We start from the raw sequence: 16,271 nt of genomic DNA on the forward strand, positions 1-16,271 counted from the left end.
CGGTGAAAGCAGTGGAGCTCGAAGCCGACGGACGGGCCGTGCGGCTCTCCAATCCGGACAAGGTCTACTTCCCGGAGAAGGGCTACACCAAGAGGGACGTGGCCGAGTACTTCCTGGCCGTGGGCCCCGGCATCACCCGCGCCCTGCGCGACCGCCCCACCACCCTCCAGCGCTTCGTGGACGGCGTCGAAGGCGAGTTCTTCTACCAGAAGCGGGCCCCGAAGAACCTCCCCGGCTGGATCCCCACGGCACGGATCACCTTCCCGAGCGGCCGGCCCGCCGACGAGATCTGCCCCACCGAGCTCGGCGCCGTCATCTGGGCGGCCAACCTCGGCACGCTCACCTTCCACCCCTGGCCGGTCCGCAGCACCGACACCGACCGCCCGGACGAACTGCGCATCGACCTAGACCCGCAGCCCGGCACGGACTACGCCGACGCCGTACGCGCCGCCCACGAGCTGCGGTCCGTGCTCGACGACCACGGGCTGCGCGGCTGGCCCAAGACCTCCGGCGGCCGGGGCATCCATGTCTTCGTCCCGATCGCCCCGGAGTGGACGTTCACCGAGGTCAGGCGCGCCACCATCGCCGCCGGGCGCGAACTGCAGCGCCGCATGCCGGACCGGGTGACCACGGCCTGGTGGAAGGAGGAGCGCGGCGAGCGGATCTTCGTCGACTTCAACCAGACCGCCCGGGACCGCACCATCGCCTCCGCCTACTCCGTACGCCCCCGCCCGTACGCCCCGGTCTCCGCCCCGCTGCGCTGGGAGGAGCTCGACGACGCCGAACCGCGCGACTTCGACATCAGGACCATGCCGAAGCGCTACGCCGATGTGGGCGACGTGCACGCGGACATGGACGACCACGCCTTCCGGCTCGACGGGCTGCTGGAGCTGGCGGACCGGGACGAGCGGGAACGCGGACTCGGCGACATGCCGTACCCGCCGGAGTACCCGAAGATGCCCGGCGAGCCGAAACGGGTCCAGCCGAGCCGGGCCCGGCGCGACGAGGACGCCGAGGGGTGAGCGCGCCCGACCTGGAGCCCGCCGCACCGCACGGGGAACATGCCCGGCCCCCGGCCCGCGGTGACCGATGGTCGGAGTTCAAGGCGTCCCCGTATCTGCCCACCGTCGTGCTTCTGTTCATCATCGCGGCCGCGGCCGGTCTCTTCGCGGGCTCCTACACGTACGCGATGGCCAACCCGACCCCGCGCAATATCCCGGCCGCCGTGGTCGGCGAGCTCGACACCCCGCGCGACAAGGTCTTCCTCGACGGGCTGGAGGGCGCACTCGACACCTCGCTGGTGCTGCACGAGTACGCCACCGAAGCCGAAGCCCGCCTCGCGCTGGAGGAGCAGAAGGTGTTCGCCGTCCTGCGGTCCGAGAACGGCGGGGTCGGTCTGGACCTCGCGAGCGCTTCCGGAGCCTCGGTCGCCCAGTTGCTCGCCGAGTCCACGCTGAAGGTGGGGGAAGCGGCCCATGTGCCGGTAAAGGTCACGGACGTGAAGCCCCTGCAGCGGGGCGACCCGCGCGGCCTCGCTCTCTTCTACATCTCGCTCGCCGCGGTGATCGTCGGGTTCATCGGCGCGATCCAGCTGAGTGTGCACGCCAAGGCGCTGGAGCCCCTGGAGCGGGTCGGGTTCACCGTCGCCTACGCCCTGCTCGGCGGGTTCTCCATCGCCGCCGTGGTGGACTGGCTGCTCGGCTCCGTCGACCTGCCGTTCGTCCAGTCGTGGATGATCCTCGCCTTCACCATGTTCACCACGGGCATGGTCTTCACCATGTTCAACGCCGTGATGGGGCGCTGGGCGATGATCCCCACCTGGGGACTGATGGTGATGCTCGGAAACCCGTCCTCCGGTGGTGCGGTGTCCTGGCCGCTGCTGCCGTCGGTGCTCGGCTTCATCGGCCGCTGGCTCCCCCCGGGCGCCTCGGTCAACGCCCAGCACGCCGCCGTCTACTACCAGGGACACCAGCGGGTCTTCCCGTACCTGGTCCTCGCCGGCTGGGCGCTGGTCTCGTGCACGGTGTTCTGGGTGTGGCGCCACCGGCACCCGGGAGGCCGTGACCACATGCCTCAGCACGCGGCCACGGCCACCTGATCCGGTTCCGGGCTACAGCTCCTTGATCCGGATGTCGCGGTACGAGACCACGTCCGTGGTGCTGTGGACCTGGAGTCCGATGTATCCGGAGGCATACCGCCGGCCGTCGGTTCCCGGGTCGTCGCCGCGCGGCGGTTCGAAGACCTGACCGCCGTTGTTGTCGAACTCGTTCAGCAGGACACCGTTGCGGTAGATCGAGTAGTGCTGGTCCACCACCCGGATCTCGTAGTCGTTCCAGGTGCCCTTGGGAGTAACCCCGGCGCCGGCCAGACCGATCCGGTCGAAGCCGTAGATCGAGCCGGTCTTGTACATGTCGCCGTCCGGACGGTCGAGGATCTGCACCTCATGGCCGTACTTGATGGCGACCCACTCCGGACGCGACTCCTCGGGATTGTCGTGGACATTCGGGAAGCGTACGAACACCCCGCTGTTGGCGTTGCCCGCGCCCGGGGCGTCGTCGCGCCACTGGAGCTTGAGCGAGAAGTCGCCGTACTGCCTCCCGGGGAACCAGAGCATGCCCATGCCGTCCACCGAGGTGGAGCTGGTGATGGTGCCGTCCGCGTTGAGCCCGAACTTTCCGCCGCCGACCTGTTGCCACTTGGCGAAGGACGCCGCCGTCCCGTCGAAGAGCTTCTTGTAGCCCTCGTCCTGGCCCGGCCCGCCGATCCCCGACTGCTTGGCCGCCCGGTAGATCTTCTTCTGCTCGCGGGCGTCGATCACACCGGCGGCGAGCAGCTTGTCGAGGACGCCGTCGACGTGCTTGAGGAACAGCGCGTGCGACGACCAGTCCTTCTCGTCCTCGATCAGCTCATTGATCGTGCAGCGGTTGCCCGTGATGCGGTTGGGGACCCCGGTGTCGACCGTGCCGACGATGACGGTGAGCCGCTCGTCGAACTCCGGGCAGTTCGGCGCCGGTACGCCCCCGCTCTCCGCGACGGTGAACGACACCTGCTTCGCGACGGAGGTGTTGCCGGCCTTGTCCGTCGCCCGGTGGGCGACGGTGTGATAGCCGACGCGGTCGACGATGACGGTGCCGGTGTACGCGAGGTACGGGCCGCCGTCGAGCGAGTACTCGACCTTGTCGACGCCGGATTCGGCGTCGGTCGCGCTGACCGTCACCTTGGCGCTGGTGATGTAGGCGTTGTCGGAGTTCTTGTCGCCCGCGACCTTCGCGGAGGTTTCCGGCGGGGTCTTGTCCTGCGTCGGCGGCGCGACGACGGCGAAGTCGACCGACTTCTCGGGTGCCGCGTTGCCCGCCTTGTCGGTGGCGCGGTAGCGGACCGTGTGCGTGCCGACCTCGTGCACCATCACGGGTGCGGTGTACGGCTGCCAGGCACCGTCCGCCCCGATCGCGTACTCGATGGTGTTGACGCCGGACCCGGTGTCGGAGGCGGTCACGGTGACCGTCGCCATCCCGAGGTACTGCCCCTGGTCGTCCTTCTCGCCGGACACGGTCGCCGAGGTCTCCGGCGGCGTCCTGTCGTCCGTCGGCGGCGCGGCGACGGTGAAGTCGACCGACTTCTCGGCTGCCGTGTTGCCCGCCTTGTCGGTGGCGCGGTAGCGGATCGTGTGCGTGCCGACCTCGTCGACCACGACCGGTGCGGTGTACGGCTGCCAGGCGCCGTCCGCGCCCACCGCGTACTCCACGGTGTCGACGCCGGAAGTGTCGTCGGTGGCCGAGACGGTGACCGTGGCCTGACCGATGTACGCGCCGTCGGCGTTCTTGTCACCGTCCACCTTGGCCGAGGTGGACGGCGCCGTGGTGTCCTCGCCGCCACCGCCCTCGGTCACGGTGAGGATGCCCTGCATCGCCTCGTGCCCCGGCATGGTGCAGTGGTAGAAGTACCGGCCGGGGGAGAGCGTGACCTCGGCGGTGTGCTTGCCGCCCTGGTCGTCGGCGGGGTTGGCCAGGATGTTCAGCGTGACGTCGTTGTTGAACTCCGGGTCCGAGACACTGAACGTGAGGGTGTGCGGCATCCCCGTGGTGTTGCCGGTCGCCGCGCTGTTCTCGAAGACGATGGTCGCCTTGCCGGCCACCGCGGTCTTCGGGGCGGACAGATAGTGGTCGATGGGGTCGCCCGCGGTCCAGGTGAGGACCTGATCGGCGGCCGCACCGGCGGGAGTCGCCGTACGGCCGTACGCCGCCGTCGAGGTCAGCCCCAGGACCATCAGGAAGGAACCCAGCAGCGCGAGCCACAGCCGGGCGGGACGGTACCGCTTTCGCGAGAGGACCGGACGATGTCTCACCGCACTGCCGCCTTCCTGGCCAGATCCTCGGCGGCCGGGGTCGGACCGCCGCCCTTGTACGTCACACGCCACAGCGCCGACTTGGAGTCGGAGGTGAAGAAGCCGCGCCCGTAGTCCAGGACGTACAGCGAACCGTCCGGGGCGAACTTCCAGTCCATCAGGTTGCGGATGCCGTCCGCCCCGACCGGGATGATCTTCCGCAGGGACTCGGCGTGCGTGGGCAGACCGCCCTTGCCGACCGTCTTCGGGTCGGTGAGCACGGCGTGGCGGGGCTGGGTGTCGTCGTAGAAGTCACCGACGAACCACTTGCCGTCCCAGTAGGAGGGCCACTTGTCGGCGCTGGTGCTCGCCGCGTCGTACCGGTAGACCGGGCCGTTCATCGTGGCCTGGCCGCCGCCCTTGAGCCACGGCAGCAGCTGCTTCTGGTCCTCGACCTTGTAGCTCGGGATGCCGTTCGCGTCGCGCGGGTAGTCCACGCCACCGCCCTGCGGCGAGTACCAGATGGTGTTGGAGGTGACCGGCGGCAGATTCACCAGACCGTCGTTGTTCGGCGACTCGTTCTTCGGGTGGTCGCAGTCGTACCAGCCGAGCGGCTTCGTCGGATCCGGCAGATTGCGGTCCCGGTAGGGCTGCTTGTTGCCCATGCAGTACGGCCAGCCGTGGTTGCCCGCCTTCGTGATCGCGGCGAACGTGTCGTACTTGGCCGGGCCCCAGGTGGTGGAGGGTGCGCCCGCGTCGGGGCCGACCCAGCCCGCGTACAGCGTGTCCGTCGATTTGTCGATGGAGATCCGGGCCGGGTTGCGCACGCCCATCACATAGATCTCGCCGCGGGTCTTGCCACCGCCCTCGTCGGGCTCCTTGCCGGTGAAGAGGTTGCCCTCGGGCAGTGTGTAGGTGCCGTCGTCCTCAGGGTGGATCCGCAGGATCTTCCCGTTGAGGTTGTTCGTGTTGCCCGCGGTGCGGCGGGCGTCGGCGAACGAGACGCCCTTGTAGTTCGGCTGAGGGTTGTTCCCGGAGTAGCCGTCGCTGAAGCCGGAGGAGTTGTTGTCACCGGTCGCGATGTACAGATTGCCCTTGGAGTCCCAGGCCATCCCGCCGCCCGCGTGGCAGCAGCTGTGGACCTGGACGGGCCAGTGCAGCAGCACCTTCTCCGAGGACAGGTCCAGCTTGTTCGTGGCCGGGTCCATGGTGAAGCGGGAGACCTGGCGCACCGCCATCTGCTTGTCGCGGTCCAGCTTCGAGTGCGGGGTGTAGTGCAGATACACCCAGCCGTTCCTCTCGAAGTCCGGGTCCAGCTCGATGCCGAGCAGCCCCTCCTCGACCTTGACCAGCTCGTCGCCGCCGCCCTTGTTGCCGAAGATGGTCAGCTCACCGGCGAGGGTGACCTTCTTGGTTCTGGGGTCGTAGACGTGGATCTGTCCCAGGCCCTTGCCGATGTCCGGGTCGTTCCAGTCGGTGACGACCGGCCTGCTGCTGTCGGCGCCGCCGCGCCCGATGTACAGCACGCGTCCGTCGGGGGCGACGACGAGGCCGTGCGGCTCGCCGATCTGGTCGTTCTGTCCCGGCTGGTTGGGCTGGGTGACGCGCTCGGCCTTGTAGTTGGCGTCGATCGTGGCCTTGCAGTCGGCCTGCGAGATCCGGGTCGTCCAGTCCAGCGCGCCGCGCAGATGGTCGCGGAAGTCGGTCTCCGCGAAGCTGTCGACCGTACCGCCCATCGCCGTGTAGAAGGACCGGCCGCCGTCGTAGTCGCGGCACCAGGAGACCGGGTGGTCCCAGCCGTTGGCGCTCGCGCCCGGCTTGTAGGTGATCTCGCGGACGCGGGCCACGGTGTGCACGTCACCGGACGGGTTCTTCGTCCAGTTCAGCCACTTGTCGGGGCGCTTCCACTCCAGCGGAAGGTTCTTGGTCGCCGGATGCTGCCGGTCACCGATCTCGACCGTCGCACGCTGTACGGAGGTCGGGCTGTCAGCCGCCGGGCGGGCGCCGACCAGGCCGGTGAACCAGTCCGAGTACGGTTCGGTGCGCGCGGCGTCATGGATGCCGAGGAAGCCGCCGCCGGCCTCCATGTACGCCTCCAGACCGGCCTCCTGCTCCGGGTCGAGGACGTCGCCGCCGCCGGTCAGGAAGACCACGGCGTTGTACTTGCCGAGCTGCTTGCCCTTGGTGAAGACCGCGGGGTCGTCGGTGGCGACGGTCCTGAACCGGCCGGCCTCCGGGCCGGTGAGGCCGATCTTCTCGATCGCCGCGATCCCGGCGTCGACCGTCGGGGACTCCTCGGTGGCGGAGGCGTGGAACACCAGCACCTTGACGTCGGCGCCGCCCGGCGGCGACGGCAGGGACAACGTTGTCGCCAGGGAGCCCGGCGGCTCCGGATAGGGCCTGGCGTCGGCTGTGCCGGCACCGAGCAGGGAAGCGGTCAGTGCGCCGGCCGCGAGGCCCGCCGCGAGTCCACGTCGCGATCTGGACCTGTGATGTGGTGTGCGCTGCATGTGGTCACCCACCCCTCTTTGGTCACTGCAACAGCGCATGAAGCTAGACCTCTTTTCGCGGTCCGCCAATAGCTATGGCGGCAATTCCACGAACTTTGTCCTGGGTGTGGATAAACTGAGGCCCTCCGGCTACGGTGTGGGCCGTCCGGGGCGAGTCGGCGCTCCAAATTCCTTGGCACAGTGGGGAGTTCGGTATGGACAGAAGGAGCTTCAACCGGCGGATGCTGGTCGGCGGCGGGGTGGCGGCCGCGACCGGCCTGACATCGTTGTCCCTCGGTTCGATCGACGCCAGCTCGGCGGAGCCCGCGCTGGACACCGCCCCGGCGGGCGGTGCGGTCCGCCATCTCAAGCTGTACGCCGAGAAGCTGGCGGACGGTCAGATGGGGTACGGGCTGGAGAAGGGGAAGGCGTCGGTGCCGGGGCCGCTCATCGAGATCAACGAGGGCGACACCCTGCACATCGAGTTCGAGAACACGGCGGACGTGCCGGTCAGTCTCCACGCGCACGGCGTCGACTACGACATCGCGAGCGACGGCACCCGGATGAACAAGAGCATCGTCGAGCCGGGCGGGACCCGAACCTACACCTGGCGCACCCATGTCGCCGGCCGCCGCAAGGACGGCACCTGGCAGCCGGGCAGCGCGGGCTACTGGCACTACCACGACCATGTCGTCGGTACGGATCACGGCACGGGCGGCATCCGCAAGGGCCTCTACGGTCCGCTGATCGTCCGGCGCAAGGGCGACATCCTGCCGGACAAGACGATCACGATCGTCTTCAACGACATGACGATCAACAACAAGGCGGCCCACGAGAGCCCGAACTTCGAGGCCACGGTGGGGGACCGGCTCGAAGTGGTCATGATCACGCACGGCGAGTACTACCACACGTTCCATATCCACGGACATCGCTGGGCGGACAACCGGACCGGCCTGCTCACCGGCCCCGACGACCCGAGCCGGGTCATCGACACGAAGATCGTCGGCCCGGCGGACTCCTTCGGTTTCCAGGTCATCGCGGGCGAACACGTGGGCGCGGGCGCCTGGATGTACCACTGCCATGTGCAGAGTCACTCGGACATGGGCATGGCCGGACTGCTGCTGGTCGCCAAGCCGGACGGCACCGTGCCGGGGTACGACCCGCACGACATGATGGCCCACGGCAAGACGGCACCGGACAAGACGGCACCGGACAAGACGGCACCGGGCAAGACGGCACCCGGGAAGGGCACGGCCGCGCACGACCCGGCGGCACACGGATCCTGAGCCGCCGGTCCGGGGGCCGACGCCGTCGGGCCGCAGGCCCTGACGGCGTCAGCTCTCCGGCGCCACCTCCCGGGCCGCCCCGTCCATCCCGTCCGCCTCGCCCGCCTCTTCCGTCCCGTCTGCTCCGTCCGTCGTGGCCGTTCCGGTCGCGAGGCGCAGCTGTTCCTCCTCGACGATGCGCCGGGCCAGAGCCCCGTCCGACACATCCACGGCGTCCGGCGTCGTCTCGGCGACGTCGCTGCGCCGGGCGTAGAGGTCGAACAGCCGCTCCTTGCGGGCCAGGATGTCCAGCATCCGTTCGTCGACGCTGTCGGCCGCGAGGAGCCGGTGCACCTGGACGGTCCGTATCTGACCCATCCGGTGGGCGCGGGCCACCGCCTGGTGCTCCATCGTCGGCTTGATCTGTGGTTCGCAGATGATGACGACCGACGCCGACTGCATGTTCAGCCCGACGCCGCCCGCCTGGATCTGGCTGAGCAGAACGGCATGGCCGTCCACGGCAGCGAAGTCGTCGATCAGCCGCTGGCGGCGGTCGGCGGGCAGGCTCCCCGAGAGCGGGCCGAACACGGGTGATTCCAGGGCCTGTCCGACCGTGTGGAGCACGTCGCGGAAGTAGGAGAACACCACGACCTTCAAGCCGTTGTCCGAGGCCTCGGCCACCAGCTCACGCAGCCGGTTCAGCTTCGCGGACGTGGCGGGCCGGGCATACGCCGCCCGGCGCATCCGCATGAACTGCCCGGCGCCCACCGCCTCGCGGTAGGCGTCGAGATCACCCGGGCTGAATTCCTCCCACTCGTCGACCTGTACCAGCGCCGGTAGTTCGGTCAGCACATCCACCTGGTTGCGCCGCAGATAGGCCGGGGCGACCGCCCTGCGGAAGGCGAGCGACCCGGCGGCTCCATGGGTGGTGTGTATCGAGGGGGCCAGCTCCGGCTGGAGGTGACGCACCAGGCTGCGGAACTCCTCGACGCGGTTCTCCATGGGCGTACCGGTCAGGAACAGCACCCGTTCGGTCTGCTGCGTCCAGCCGGACACCGCCCGGGACCGGCGGGTGGTCGGGTTCTTGACGTAGTGGGCCTCGTCGACCACCAGCATGCCGGGCCGCATGCCGCAGTCCGCGGCGGCCGGCAGCGTGTGCAGGGCGTCGAACGTGGTGAGGGCGACCCCGCCGCCGCGACACCATTCGTCGAAGGCGGACTGCCGCTCGGGGCCGTGCACCGGCAGGGTGCGCAGCGTGGAGCGGGCGCGGACCTCGCGCGCCCAGTTGATCAGCACGCTCGCCGGGCAGACCACCAGGAAGTGCGTCTCGCCCCGCGCCGAGAGATGTGCGAGTGCGGCGATGGCCTGGACGGTCTTGCCGAGCCCCATCTCGTCACCGAGGATCACCCGCTTCTGCGCGAGCGCGAACCGCGCGCCGAACGACTGGTAGCCGCGCAGCGAGACACGGAGATGGGCGTCGTCCAGCCGCAGACCGCGCACCCGGTCCGCCATCCCGGACGGCAGGAACCCCTCGGCCGCGTCCCGGTCGGGGCCGGTTCCGGACATCTCGGCGAGCAGACTGTAGTACTCGGCGGACCGCAGCTCGAAGTCCACCCACGCCGCGAGGTCCGACTCCGGGGCCCGCAGCAGATCGACCGAGACCTGCCCGAACAGCAGGGGCAGCTCGCGTCCCTCCGCCTCGGCGACGGCGGTCCGCACCTCGGTGACGGCCTCCAGCGCCAGGGAGCGGGCCTGCCGCCCGGTGAACAGCATGCGCAGCCGTCCCCGCGCCGGTCCCGCGGCGGCCAGCAGCGGTTCGAGGCGCCCGACGAGCCGGCCCGCCGCGTCCACGGCCCGCCGGACGTCGGGGCCGGCGTCGACCAGCCGGTGCAGTGCGACGACCAACGCGGTCGTGGCGTCGTCCGGGGCATCCACGTCTATCCGGACCGCGACCGTGTCCCGCACCGCGTGGGCGATCTGCCCGGCCGCGGCCAGCGCCTGGTCGGCGGTCTGCGCGCCGACCCCGGGGATCTGCCGCAGCTCGTACCGGTTGGCCTCGTGGACCTGGCCGACGGTGGTGAAACCGGCCTGCTCGACCGCGCCGAGCCGCAGCCTGCCCTCGGTGACGTCCTTGAGCCGGGAGGCCGGGATGGCGGCGAGCTCCCGGCTCACGAGCGAGTCGAGCAGCGGCCTCAGCGCGGTGTGCACGGCATCGACGGCGCGGGCGTGATCGGCCAGCACGGCGCGCGCGGTTTCCAGCAGCAGCCCGGCCCGCGTCAGCAGCTCCCGGGCGGCCCTTCCCGTGGGCGCCCCGTCCTCCGTCGGTCCGGCCTGTGTCATGTACGTCCCTCTGTCCGCGCAGCCCGGCTGCCGTCCTGCCCGGCACCTGCCCGGACGATCCCTATCGTGCCACGCGGCACCGACAGCCCCGGCTGCTCAGGGCGCGGGCGGCCGGCGCTCAGCCGGGGAGAGCAACAGGACCTCCAGGGCCCGTGCGCAGGAGCGGGCCTGTGCCAGGAACCAGTCGGTGCGCGCGTCCGTGATCACGGTCGGTGTGGCCCGGACCGCCAGGGCGAAGCGGGCATGACCGGCGCCGTCCAGGACCGGGACCGCCAGGGTCCGCACCCCGTGGGCCGACTCGCCGTCGTTGAGCGCGTAGGCGTCGGACCGCACCTTCGTCAACTCGGCCTCCAGGGCCACCGGTTCGACGATCGTACGGTCGGTGAACGCGGGCAGCGGAGGCAGCGAGGAGGGCCCGCCCTCGCCCGGCCGGGCCCAGGCCAACAGGACCTTGCCGAGCGCGGTGGAGTGCAGCGGTCTGCGCAGCCCCACCTTCGGCGCGACCGAACCGCCCGCGACGATCACCGCATGGGGGCCGCTGCGCAGCGCCAGGTCGGCGGTGGCGCCGGTGCGCTCGGCGAGATCGGTCAGCTCGGGGGCGGCCAGATGCAGACCGCGCTGGTGGTACGAGAGCCTGCCCAGCTCGGTCACGGCCGGGCCCAGCCGGTAGCGGGACGTACGGGCGTCCTGTTCCAGGAAGCCCGCGCCGAGCAGGGTGCGGGCCAGGCGGTGCGCCGTGGAGACGGAGAGCCCGAGGCGGCGGGCGAGGTCGGAGGCGCTGACATCGGGGCCGTTGTCGTGGAAACAGTGCAGGACGTCCAGGGCGCGCCGTACCGCCTGCGCGCCGCCGGGAGCACGCGCTGCCGCGGCCTCGGTCATATCGGTTCACTCTCCGCTCGTGAGGGGATGGCGGGGCATGTGATTGCCACATTACGGGAGTTGGAGATCCGGAAAACCAGGTGATGAAACACTGCGTTCACACCAAATCCCACATCATGGGAAGCGAGTTGTGGGGCGGCCTCGGTGCGTGGCAGTCTGCGCACGTCATCATCGACGAGCAGAAGGGAGCAGTGCCATGGCCGGTCGCCGAATCGTGACCCCCGCCCACGCCGCTCCGGTCCTGCTCGCCCTGACGCTGCGCCGTCACATCGACCTGGCGCGGGTCTCCAGCGCCGCCTGTCGCTGACACCCTCCCTTCCTTCGCGTTCTCCTCCTCTCCCTCCGCCGCGTTCCGGCGCGGCCGGGGCCTTCGGCCGTACCCGGTGTCCGCATCCCGGCGTACGCGCCACGACACCCTCCGCTTCGCCGACCCCTCGGGAAGACCCCCATGACGCATGCCGTCCTGCCCCGGACGCTCTGGTTCACCCGCTGTCCCGTCCCCACCGCGACCGGCATCGCCGCCGACCGCCGGTGGCTCACCGAAGAGTTCGCCCCCGACGGCATCACGGTGCGGTCCCTCCAGGACGCCGCGCCCGACGCCGACCGGGCCGCCCACTTCACCCACGCCCTGCCGGGCCTGTTCCGCGAAGGCGGCAACGTGCCCGCCCTGTGGGCCCGTTCACGCGGGGAGCGGACCCGGCTGATCGGTCTCACCTGGATCGAGGAACGGCAGGCCGTACTCGTCGGTCCCAGCTCCGGAATCCGGGGCGTCGAGGCCCTGCGCGGGCTGCGGCTCGCCGTTCCCGTGCACGACATCGCCATCGACTTCTGGCGGGCCATGGCCCTGCGCGGCTTCGAGGGCGCGCTCGCCGCCGCCGGACTCGCACCGGACGACGCCACGTTCGTCGACGTGCCGGCCGCCGGACACCCGGGCCAGTGGGCCGCCGAACTGGCGGCGCTGCGGCGCGGTGACGTCGACGCCGTGTACGTGAAGGGCGCGCTGGCCGTCGAGGCCGCCCGGCGGGAGGGCGCCGAGGTCGCCGTAGAACTCGACGAACTGGCCGACCGTCGATTCCGGATCAACAACGGGACCCCGCGCCCCATCACCGTCCACCAGCAGCTCCTCGACGACCACCCCGCCCTCGTCGACCGCTTCCTCGCCGTCCTGCTCAGGGCCGCCGACTGGGCCACCGGACAGCCCGCCGAGGTCGCCCGGATCCTCGGAGCCGAGACCGGCGCGGGCGCCGACGGAGTCGCCGGGGCCTACCGGCCGGGCACCCATCTCACCCTCCACCCCGGTCTCTCCCCGGACCGCCTGGCCCTGCTCGCCGAGCAGGAGGCCGGGCTGCGCGCCCACGGCTTCCTGCCCGAACCCGTCGACATCACGGCCTGGGCCGACCCCGAGCCGCTGCGCCGCGCCACCGCACTGGCCGCCTCCCGCGCCACCCGCCGCGTTCCCGCCCCCTGAGCTGTGAGGACCCCCGACACCATGAATCTGCCCCGACCACTGCGCACGGCCGTCGCCCCCGCGCTCCTCACGGCCACCGCACTCCTCGCCCTCACCGCCTGCGGCTCCTCCGAGGCCGCCGGCGGTGAGTCCGGCGCCAAGGGCACGGTGGACATCCGCATCCCCGATCCCGGCAACTCCGGTGTGCTCGCCCTCGGCAAGAAGGACGGCAGCCTCGACAGGGCGCTCGCCGAGGCTGGCGCCAAGGTGCGCTGGACCGGCAGCGCGGGGCCCTTCGCCCCGGCCGCCCAGGCGATGAACGCCGACCAGCTCGACATCGCGACCGGCTCCATCACCTCCGGCATCACCTCGCTCGCCCAGCGCCCCGGCTTCAAGTTCTTCACCGCGGTCGACCCGGACGCGGCCGGCGAGGGCATCCTCGTCAGGAACGGTTCCGGCATCGCATCGGTCAAGGACCTGGTCGGCAGGAAGGTCGCCGTCAACCAGGGCGGCACCGGCGAGTACCTGCTGCTGAAGGCTCTCGCCAAGGCCGGCATCCCGGCCGACAAGGTCGATCGGGTCTATCTGCGACCCGACCAGACGGCCGCCGTCTTCAACGCGGGCAAGGTGGACGCCTGGGCCGTCTGGGCGACCTACGCCGTGGCCGAGATCGGCAGCGGCAAGGCGCACTTCGTCGCCGACGGCGCCGCGATCGGCTCCGGCAACTACAGCCTCAACGCCGTGCGCACCGGCTTCGCCGAGCAGCACCCCGGGGTCGTCAAGGCGCTCTACCAGTACCTCCACGACGCCAGTACCAAGGAGAAGCAGGACCCGGCCGCGTACCTCAACGTCTTCACGGACGTCGGACCGACCGCCGTCACCGGCAGGGCGAAGGAGGTCCAGACCGAATTCACCCGCAAGGGCGGCACGGTGGACCCCATCGGACCCGAGGACATCAAGCGCTTCGAGGACGTCGCCGGCTTCTACGCCGAGCAGAAGGTCACCACGGACAAGGTCGACATCGCCGCCCACCTCCTCGACATCGAGAAGCTGAAATGAGCGACACCGGCCTGCACCCGGGCCTCGTCCGGCCCCGCCCCCAGCGGCGCAGGGCCCGCAGCCGGACCTGCTCCGCGACTGTCCGGACCCTCGGCCCCCTCGCCCTCCTCGTCCTGTGGTGGGCGGCCTCCGCCACCGGGCTCCTCACCCCCGACGTCCTCGCCTCGCCCGCCGAAGTGCTGCGTGCGGTAGGTGAGTTGTGGGGCAACGGGCAGCTGCCCGACGCGCTCACCACCTCCCTGACCCGCTCCGGCCTCGGCCTCCTCATCGGGCTCGTCGCCGGGCTGGCCCTCGGCATCACCACCGGATTCACCCGACTCGGCGACGAACTCCTCGACTCCTCCATCCAGACCCTGCGCACCATCCCGTTCCTCTCCCTGGTACCCCTGTTCATGGTCTGGTTCGGGATCAACGAGACCGCGAAGATCCTCCTCATCGCCGTCGCCACCACCTTCCCGATGTACGTGTCGACATCGAGCGGGGTGCGCAACACCGACCCCAAACTCATCGAGGCCATGCGCAGCTTCGGCCTGGGACGGTTCGCCCTCGTGCGCGAGGTCGTCCTGCCCGGCGCCCTGCCGTCGCTGCTCGCCGGGCTGCGGCTCTCCATGACCCTCAGCGTCATCGCCCTGATCGCCGCCGAGGAGATCAACGCCACGGCCGGCATCGGCTATCTGATGTCCCAGGCGCAGAGCTACGCCCGCACCGACATCCTCGCCGTCTGCATCCTCGTCTACGGACTGCTCGGACTCACCGCCGACATCGTCGTACGGCTGCTGGAACGCCTGCTGATGCCCTGGCGCAGCCCACAGGGAGCCACCCGATGACCGACCGGACCCCCCAGGCAGCGGTACGGGTACGCGGACTGCGCCGCGTGTTCGGCGACCGCGCCGTCCTCGACGGACTCCGACTCGACATCGCGCGGGGCGAATTCGTCGCCCTGCTCGGTGCGAGCGGAAGCGGCAAGACGACCCTGCTGCGCATCCTGGGCGCACTCGACGGAGCCGACGAGGGAGAGGTCCTCGTCCCCGAGGCCCGCACCGTCGTCTTCCAGGAACCCCGCCTCGTACCGTCGAAGAAGGTCCTCGCCAATGTGACGGTGGCCCTGCCGCGCGGCCGCTTCGGGCACGGGCTGCGGGCCCTGGCCGAAGTCGGCCTCGAACGGCACGCCGATGCCTGGCCCGCCACCCTCTCCGGCGGCGAGGCCCAGCGCGTCGCACTCGCCCGCGCCCTGGTCCGCGAACCCGAACTGCTGCTGCTCGACGAGCCGTTCGCCGCACTCGACGCCCTGACCCGGCTCAGGATGCAGGACCTGGTGGGAGAGCTGTGCCGCAAGCACCGGCCCGCCGTCCTCCTCGTCACCCACGACGTGGACGAAGCCGTACGGCTCGCCGACCGGGTCGCCGTCCTGCGCGACGGCCGGCTGATCACCGACGAACCGGTCACCGTCGACCGGCCGCGCGACCCCGGCGAACCCGCCTTCGGAGCCCTACGCCGCAGGCTCCTCGACGACCTCGGGGTCGAGACGCCCCCACACCCCGCAAAGTCCCCCGAACGTACCGAAGTCGGAGTGATCTGAATGACCATCACCATCGGTGTGCACAGCAGCAACCCGTCCCTCTACCACCTGTACCACCTCTCCCGGCTCGGCCTCGCCCAGGAGGAGCCGGCCCCGCTCGGCGAGAGCGTCGTCTTCCACCCGTACACCAACGGCGTCCGCACCGGCGAACTCCTCAGCCGGGGCGTCATCGACTTCGGCGGCACCGGCTCCACCCCGCCGGTCACCGCCCAGGCCGCCGGCCACGACATCGTCTACACCGCCGTCTCGGCCCCGCGCCCCGACCACGGCGCGCTCCTCGTCCCCGAGGACAGCCCCGTGCGCACGGTCGCCGACCTCAAGGGGACCACCGTCCACCTCGCGATCGGCTCCTGGCAGACCCACCTGATCGCCAAGGCGCTCGACGACGTTGGGCTCTCCTACGCCGACGACATCTCCGCCGTCCGCAGCGACGACACCAGCGAGGGACTGCTGCGCACCGGCGCCATCGCCGCCTGGGTGGCCCAGGGCGCCCAGCTCGCCGCGGCCCGCCGCACCGGCGGTCTGCGCACCCTGGTCCGCACCGGCGACATCATCACCGACCGCTCCGTCTTCTTCGCCCGCCGCGACCTCGCCGAGAGCCGCCCCGAGGTGATCGAGGCGCTCACCCGCGCCCTGAGGCGCGCCGACGACTGGGCGGCGGCCAACCCCCGCCGGGCGGCCGAGATCGCCGCCGCCGACCTCGGCGGATCCGCCGACGACTGGGAGACCGCGCTGCGCACCCTGCCCTGGAGGATCGAGCCCGTCACCGACGACTTCATCGCCGAACAGCAGGAGGCGGCCGACATCTTCCACCGCACCGGCTTCATCGACCGCCCGGTCACCGTCGCTCACGCCCTGGCCGGTGCCGGCACGGACAAGGCGGCGTGAC

At 70.9% G+C, this 16,271-nt stretch carries 13 protein-coding genes; 9 read left to right on the plus strand and 4 right to left on the minus strand.

From position 1 onward, the window contains the following. The first annotated feature begins 11 nt into the window (after nucleotides 1-11). Both ligD and OG611_RS35195 read left to right on the plus strand, forming a co-directional pair. Nucleotides 12-1,022, plus strand: a complete 1,011-nt coding sequence (ligD, locus tag OG611_RS35190; protein ID WP_266431389.1) for a non-homologous end-joining DNA ligase — start codon at nucleotides 12-14, stop codon at nucleotides 1,020-1,022. 11 nt (nucleotides 1,023-1,033) lie between these two features. Next, nucleotides 1,034-2,098: an ABC transporter permease gene (locus OG611_RS35195; protein ID WP_266431391.1), complete on the plus strand. Its 1,065-nt coding sequence runs from the start codon at nucleotides 1,034-1,036 to the stop codon at nucleotides 2,096-2,098. A 12-nt stretch (nucleotides 2,099-2,110) separates the two neighbouring features. Here OG611_RS35195 and OG611_RS35200 read toward each other — a convergent pair whose 3' ends face one another. Then, a complete protein-coding gene (locus OG611_RS35200; RefSeq protein ID WP_266429620.1) occupies nucleotides 2,111-4,345 on the minus strand; it encodes a family 16 glycoside hydrolase in 2,235 nt (744 codons plus the stop codon). Continuing rightward, entirely contained in the window at nucleotides 4,342-6,834 is a 2,493-nt protein-coding gene (locus tag OG611_RS35205) for a ThuA domain-containing protein (protein ID WP_266429622.1), read from the minus strand. Before OG611_RS35205 ends, OG611_RS35200 begins: the two co-directional genes overlap by 4 nt. Nucleotides 6,835-7,028: 194 nt before the next feature. Between OG611_RS35205 and OG611_RS35210 the strand changes: the two genes are divergently transcribed. Further along, nucleotides 7,029-8,099, plus strand: a complete 1,071-nt coding sequence (locus OG611_RS35210; RefSeq protein WP_266429624.1) for a multicopper oxidase domain-containing protein — start codon at nucleotides 7,029-7,031, stop codon at nucleotides 8,097-8,099. 48 nt (nucleotides 8,100-8,147) lie between these two features. Here OG611_RS35210 and OG611_RS35215 read toward each other — a convergent pair whose 3' ends face one another. Both OG611_RS35215 and OG611_RS35220 read right to left on the minus strand, forming a co-directional pair. Then, entirely contained in the window at nucleotides 8,148-10,418 is a 2,271-nt protein-coding gene (locus OG611_RS35215) for a DEAD/DEAH box helicase (RefSeq protein ID WP_266429627.1), read from the minus strand. A gap of 96 nt (nucleotides 10,419-10,514) precedes the next feature. Next, nucleotides 10,515-11,297, minus strand: coding sequence for an IclR family transcriptional regulator (locus tag OG611_RS35220; protein WP_266429629.1), 783 nt, complete (start codon nucleotides 11,295-11,297; stop codon nucleotides 10,515-10,517). A gap of 196 nt (nucleotides 11,298-11,493) precedes the next feature. Between OG611_RS35220 and OG611_RS40780 the strand changes: the two genes are divergently transcribed. From OG611_RS40780 to OG611_RS35245, 6 genes are all read left to right on the plus strand, one after another. Next, nucleotides 11,494-11,604, plus strand: coding sequence for a putative leader peptide (locus tag OG611_RS40780; RefSeq protein WP_323180301.1), 111 nt, complete (start codon nucleotides 11,494-11,496; stop codon nucleotides 11,602-11,604). Nucleotides 11,605-11,745: 141 nt separating this feature from the next. Continuing rightward, nucleotides 11,746-12,765 carry an ABC transporter substrate-binding protein gene (locus OG611_RS35225; protein WP_266429631.1) on the plus strand — a complete coding sequence of 340 codons (1,020 nt, stop codon included), beginning with the start codon at nucleotides 11,746-11,748 and terminating at the stop codon, nucleotides 12,763-12,765. A gap of 21 nt (nucleotides 12,766-12,786) precedes the next feature. Next, nucleotides 12,787-13,803, plus strand: coding sequence for an NrtA/SsuA/CpmA family ABC transporter substrate-binding protein (locus OG611_RS35230; protein ID WP_266429634.1), 1,017 nt, complete (start codon nucleotides 12,787-12,789; stop codon nucleotides 13,801-13,803). Further along, nucleotides 13,800-14,630, plus strand: coding sequence for an ABC transporter permease (locus OG611_RS35235; RefSeq protein WP_266429637.1), 831 nt, complete (start codon nucleotides 13,800-13,802; stop codon nucleotides 14,628-14,630). The genes OG611_RS35230 and OG611_RS35235 overlap by 4 nt, the downstream gene beginning before the upstream one ends. After that, nucleotides 14,627-15,382, plus strand: a complete 756-nt coding sequence (locus tag OG611_RS35240) for an ABC transporter ATP-binding protein (RefSeq protein ID WP_266429639.1) — start codon at nucleotides 14,627-14,629, stop codon at nucleotides 15,380-15,382. Before OG611_RS35235 ends, OG611_RS35240 begins: the two co-directional genes overlap by 4 nt. Continuing rightward, a complete protein-coding gene (locus tag OG611_RS35245; protein WP_266429642.1) occupies nucleotides 15,383-16,270 on the plus strand; it encodes an ABC transporter substrate-binding protein in 888 nt (295 codons plus the stop codon). Nucleotide 16,271 lies beyond the last annotated feature (1 nt).

It is taken from the genome of Streptomyces sp. NBC_01363, assembly GCF_026340595.1.
GTDB lineage: Bacteria > Actinomycetota > Actinomycetes > Streptomycetales > Streptomycetaceae > Streptomyces.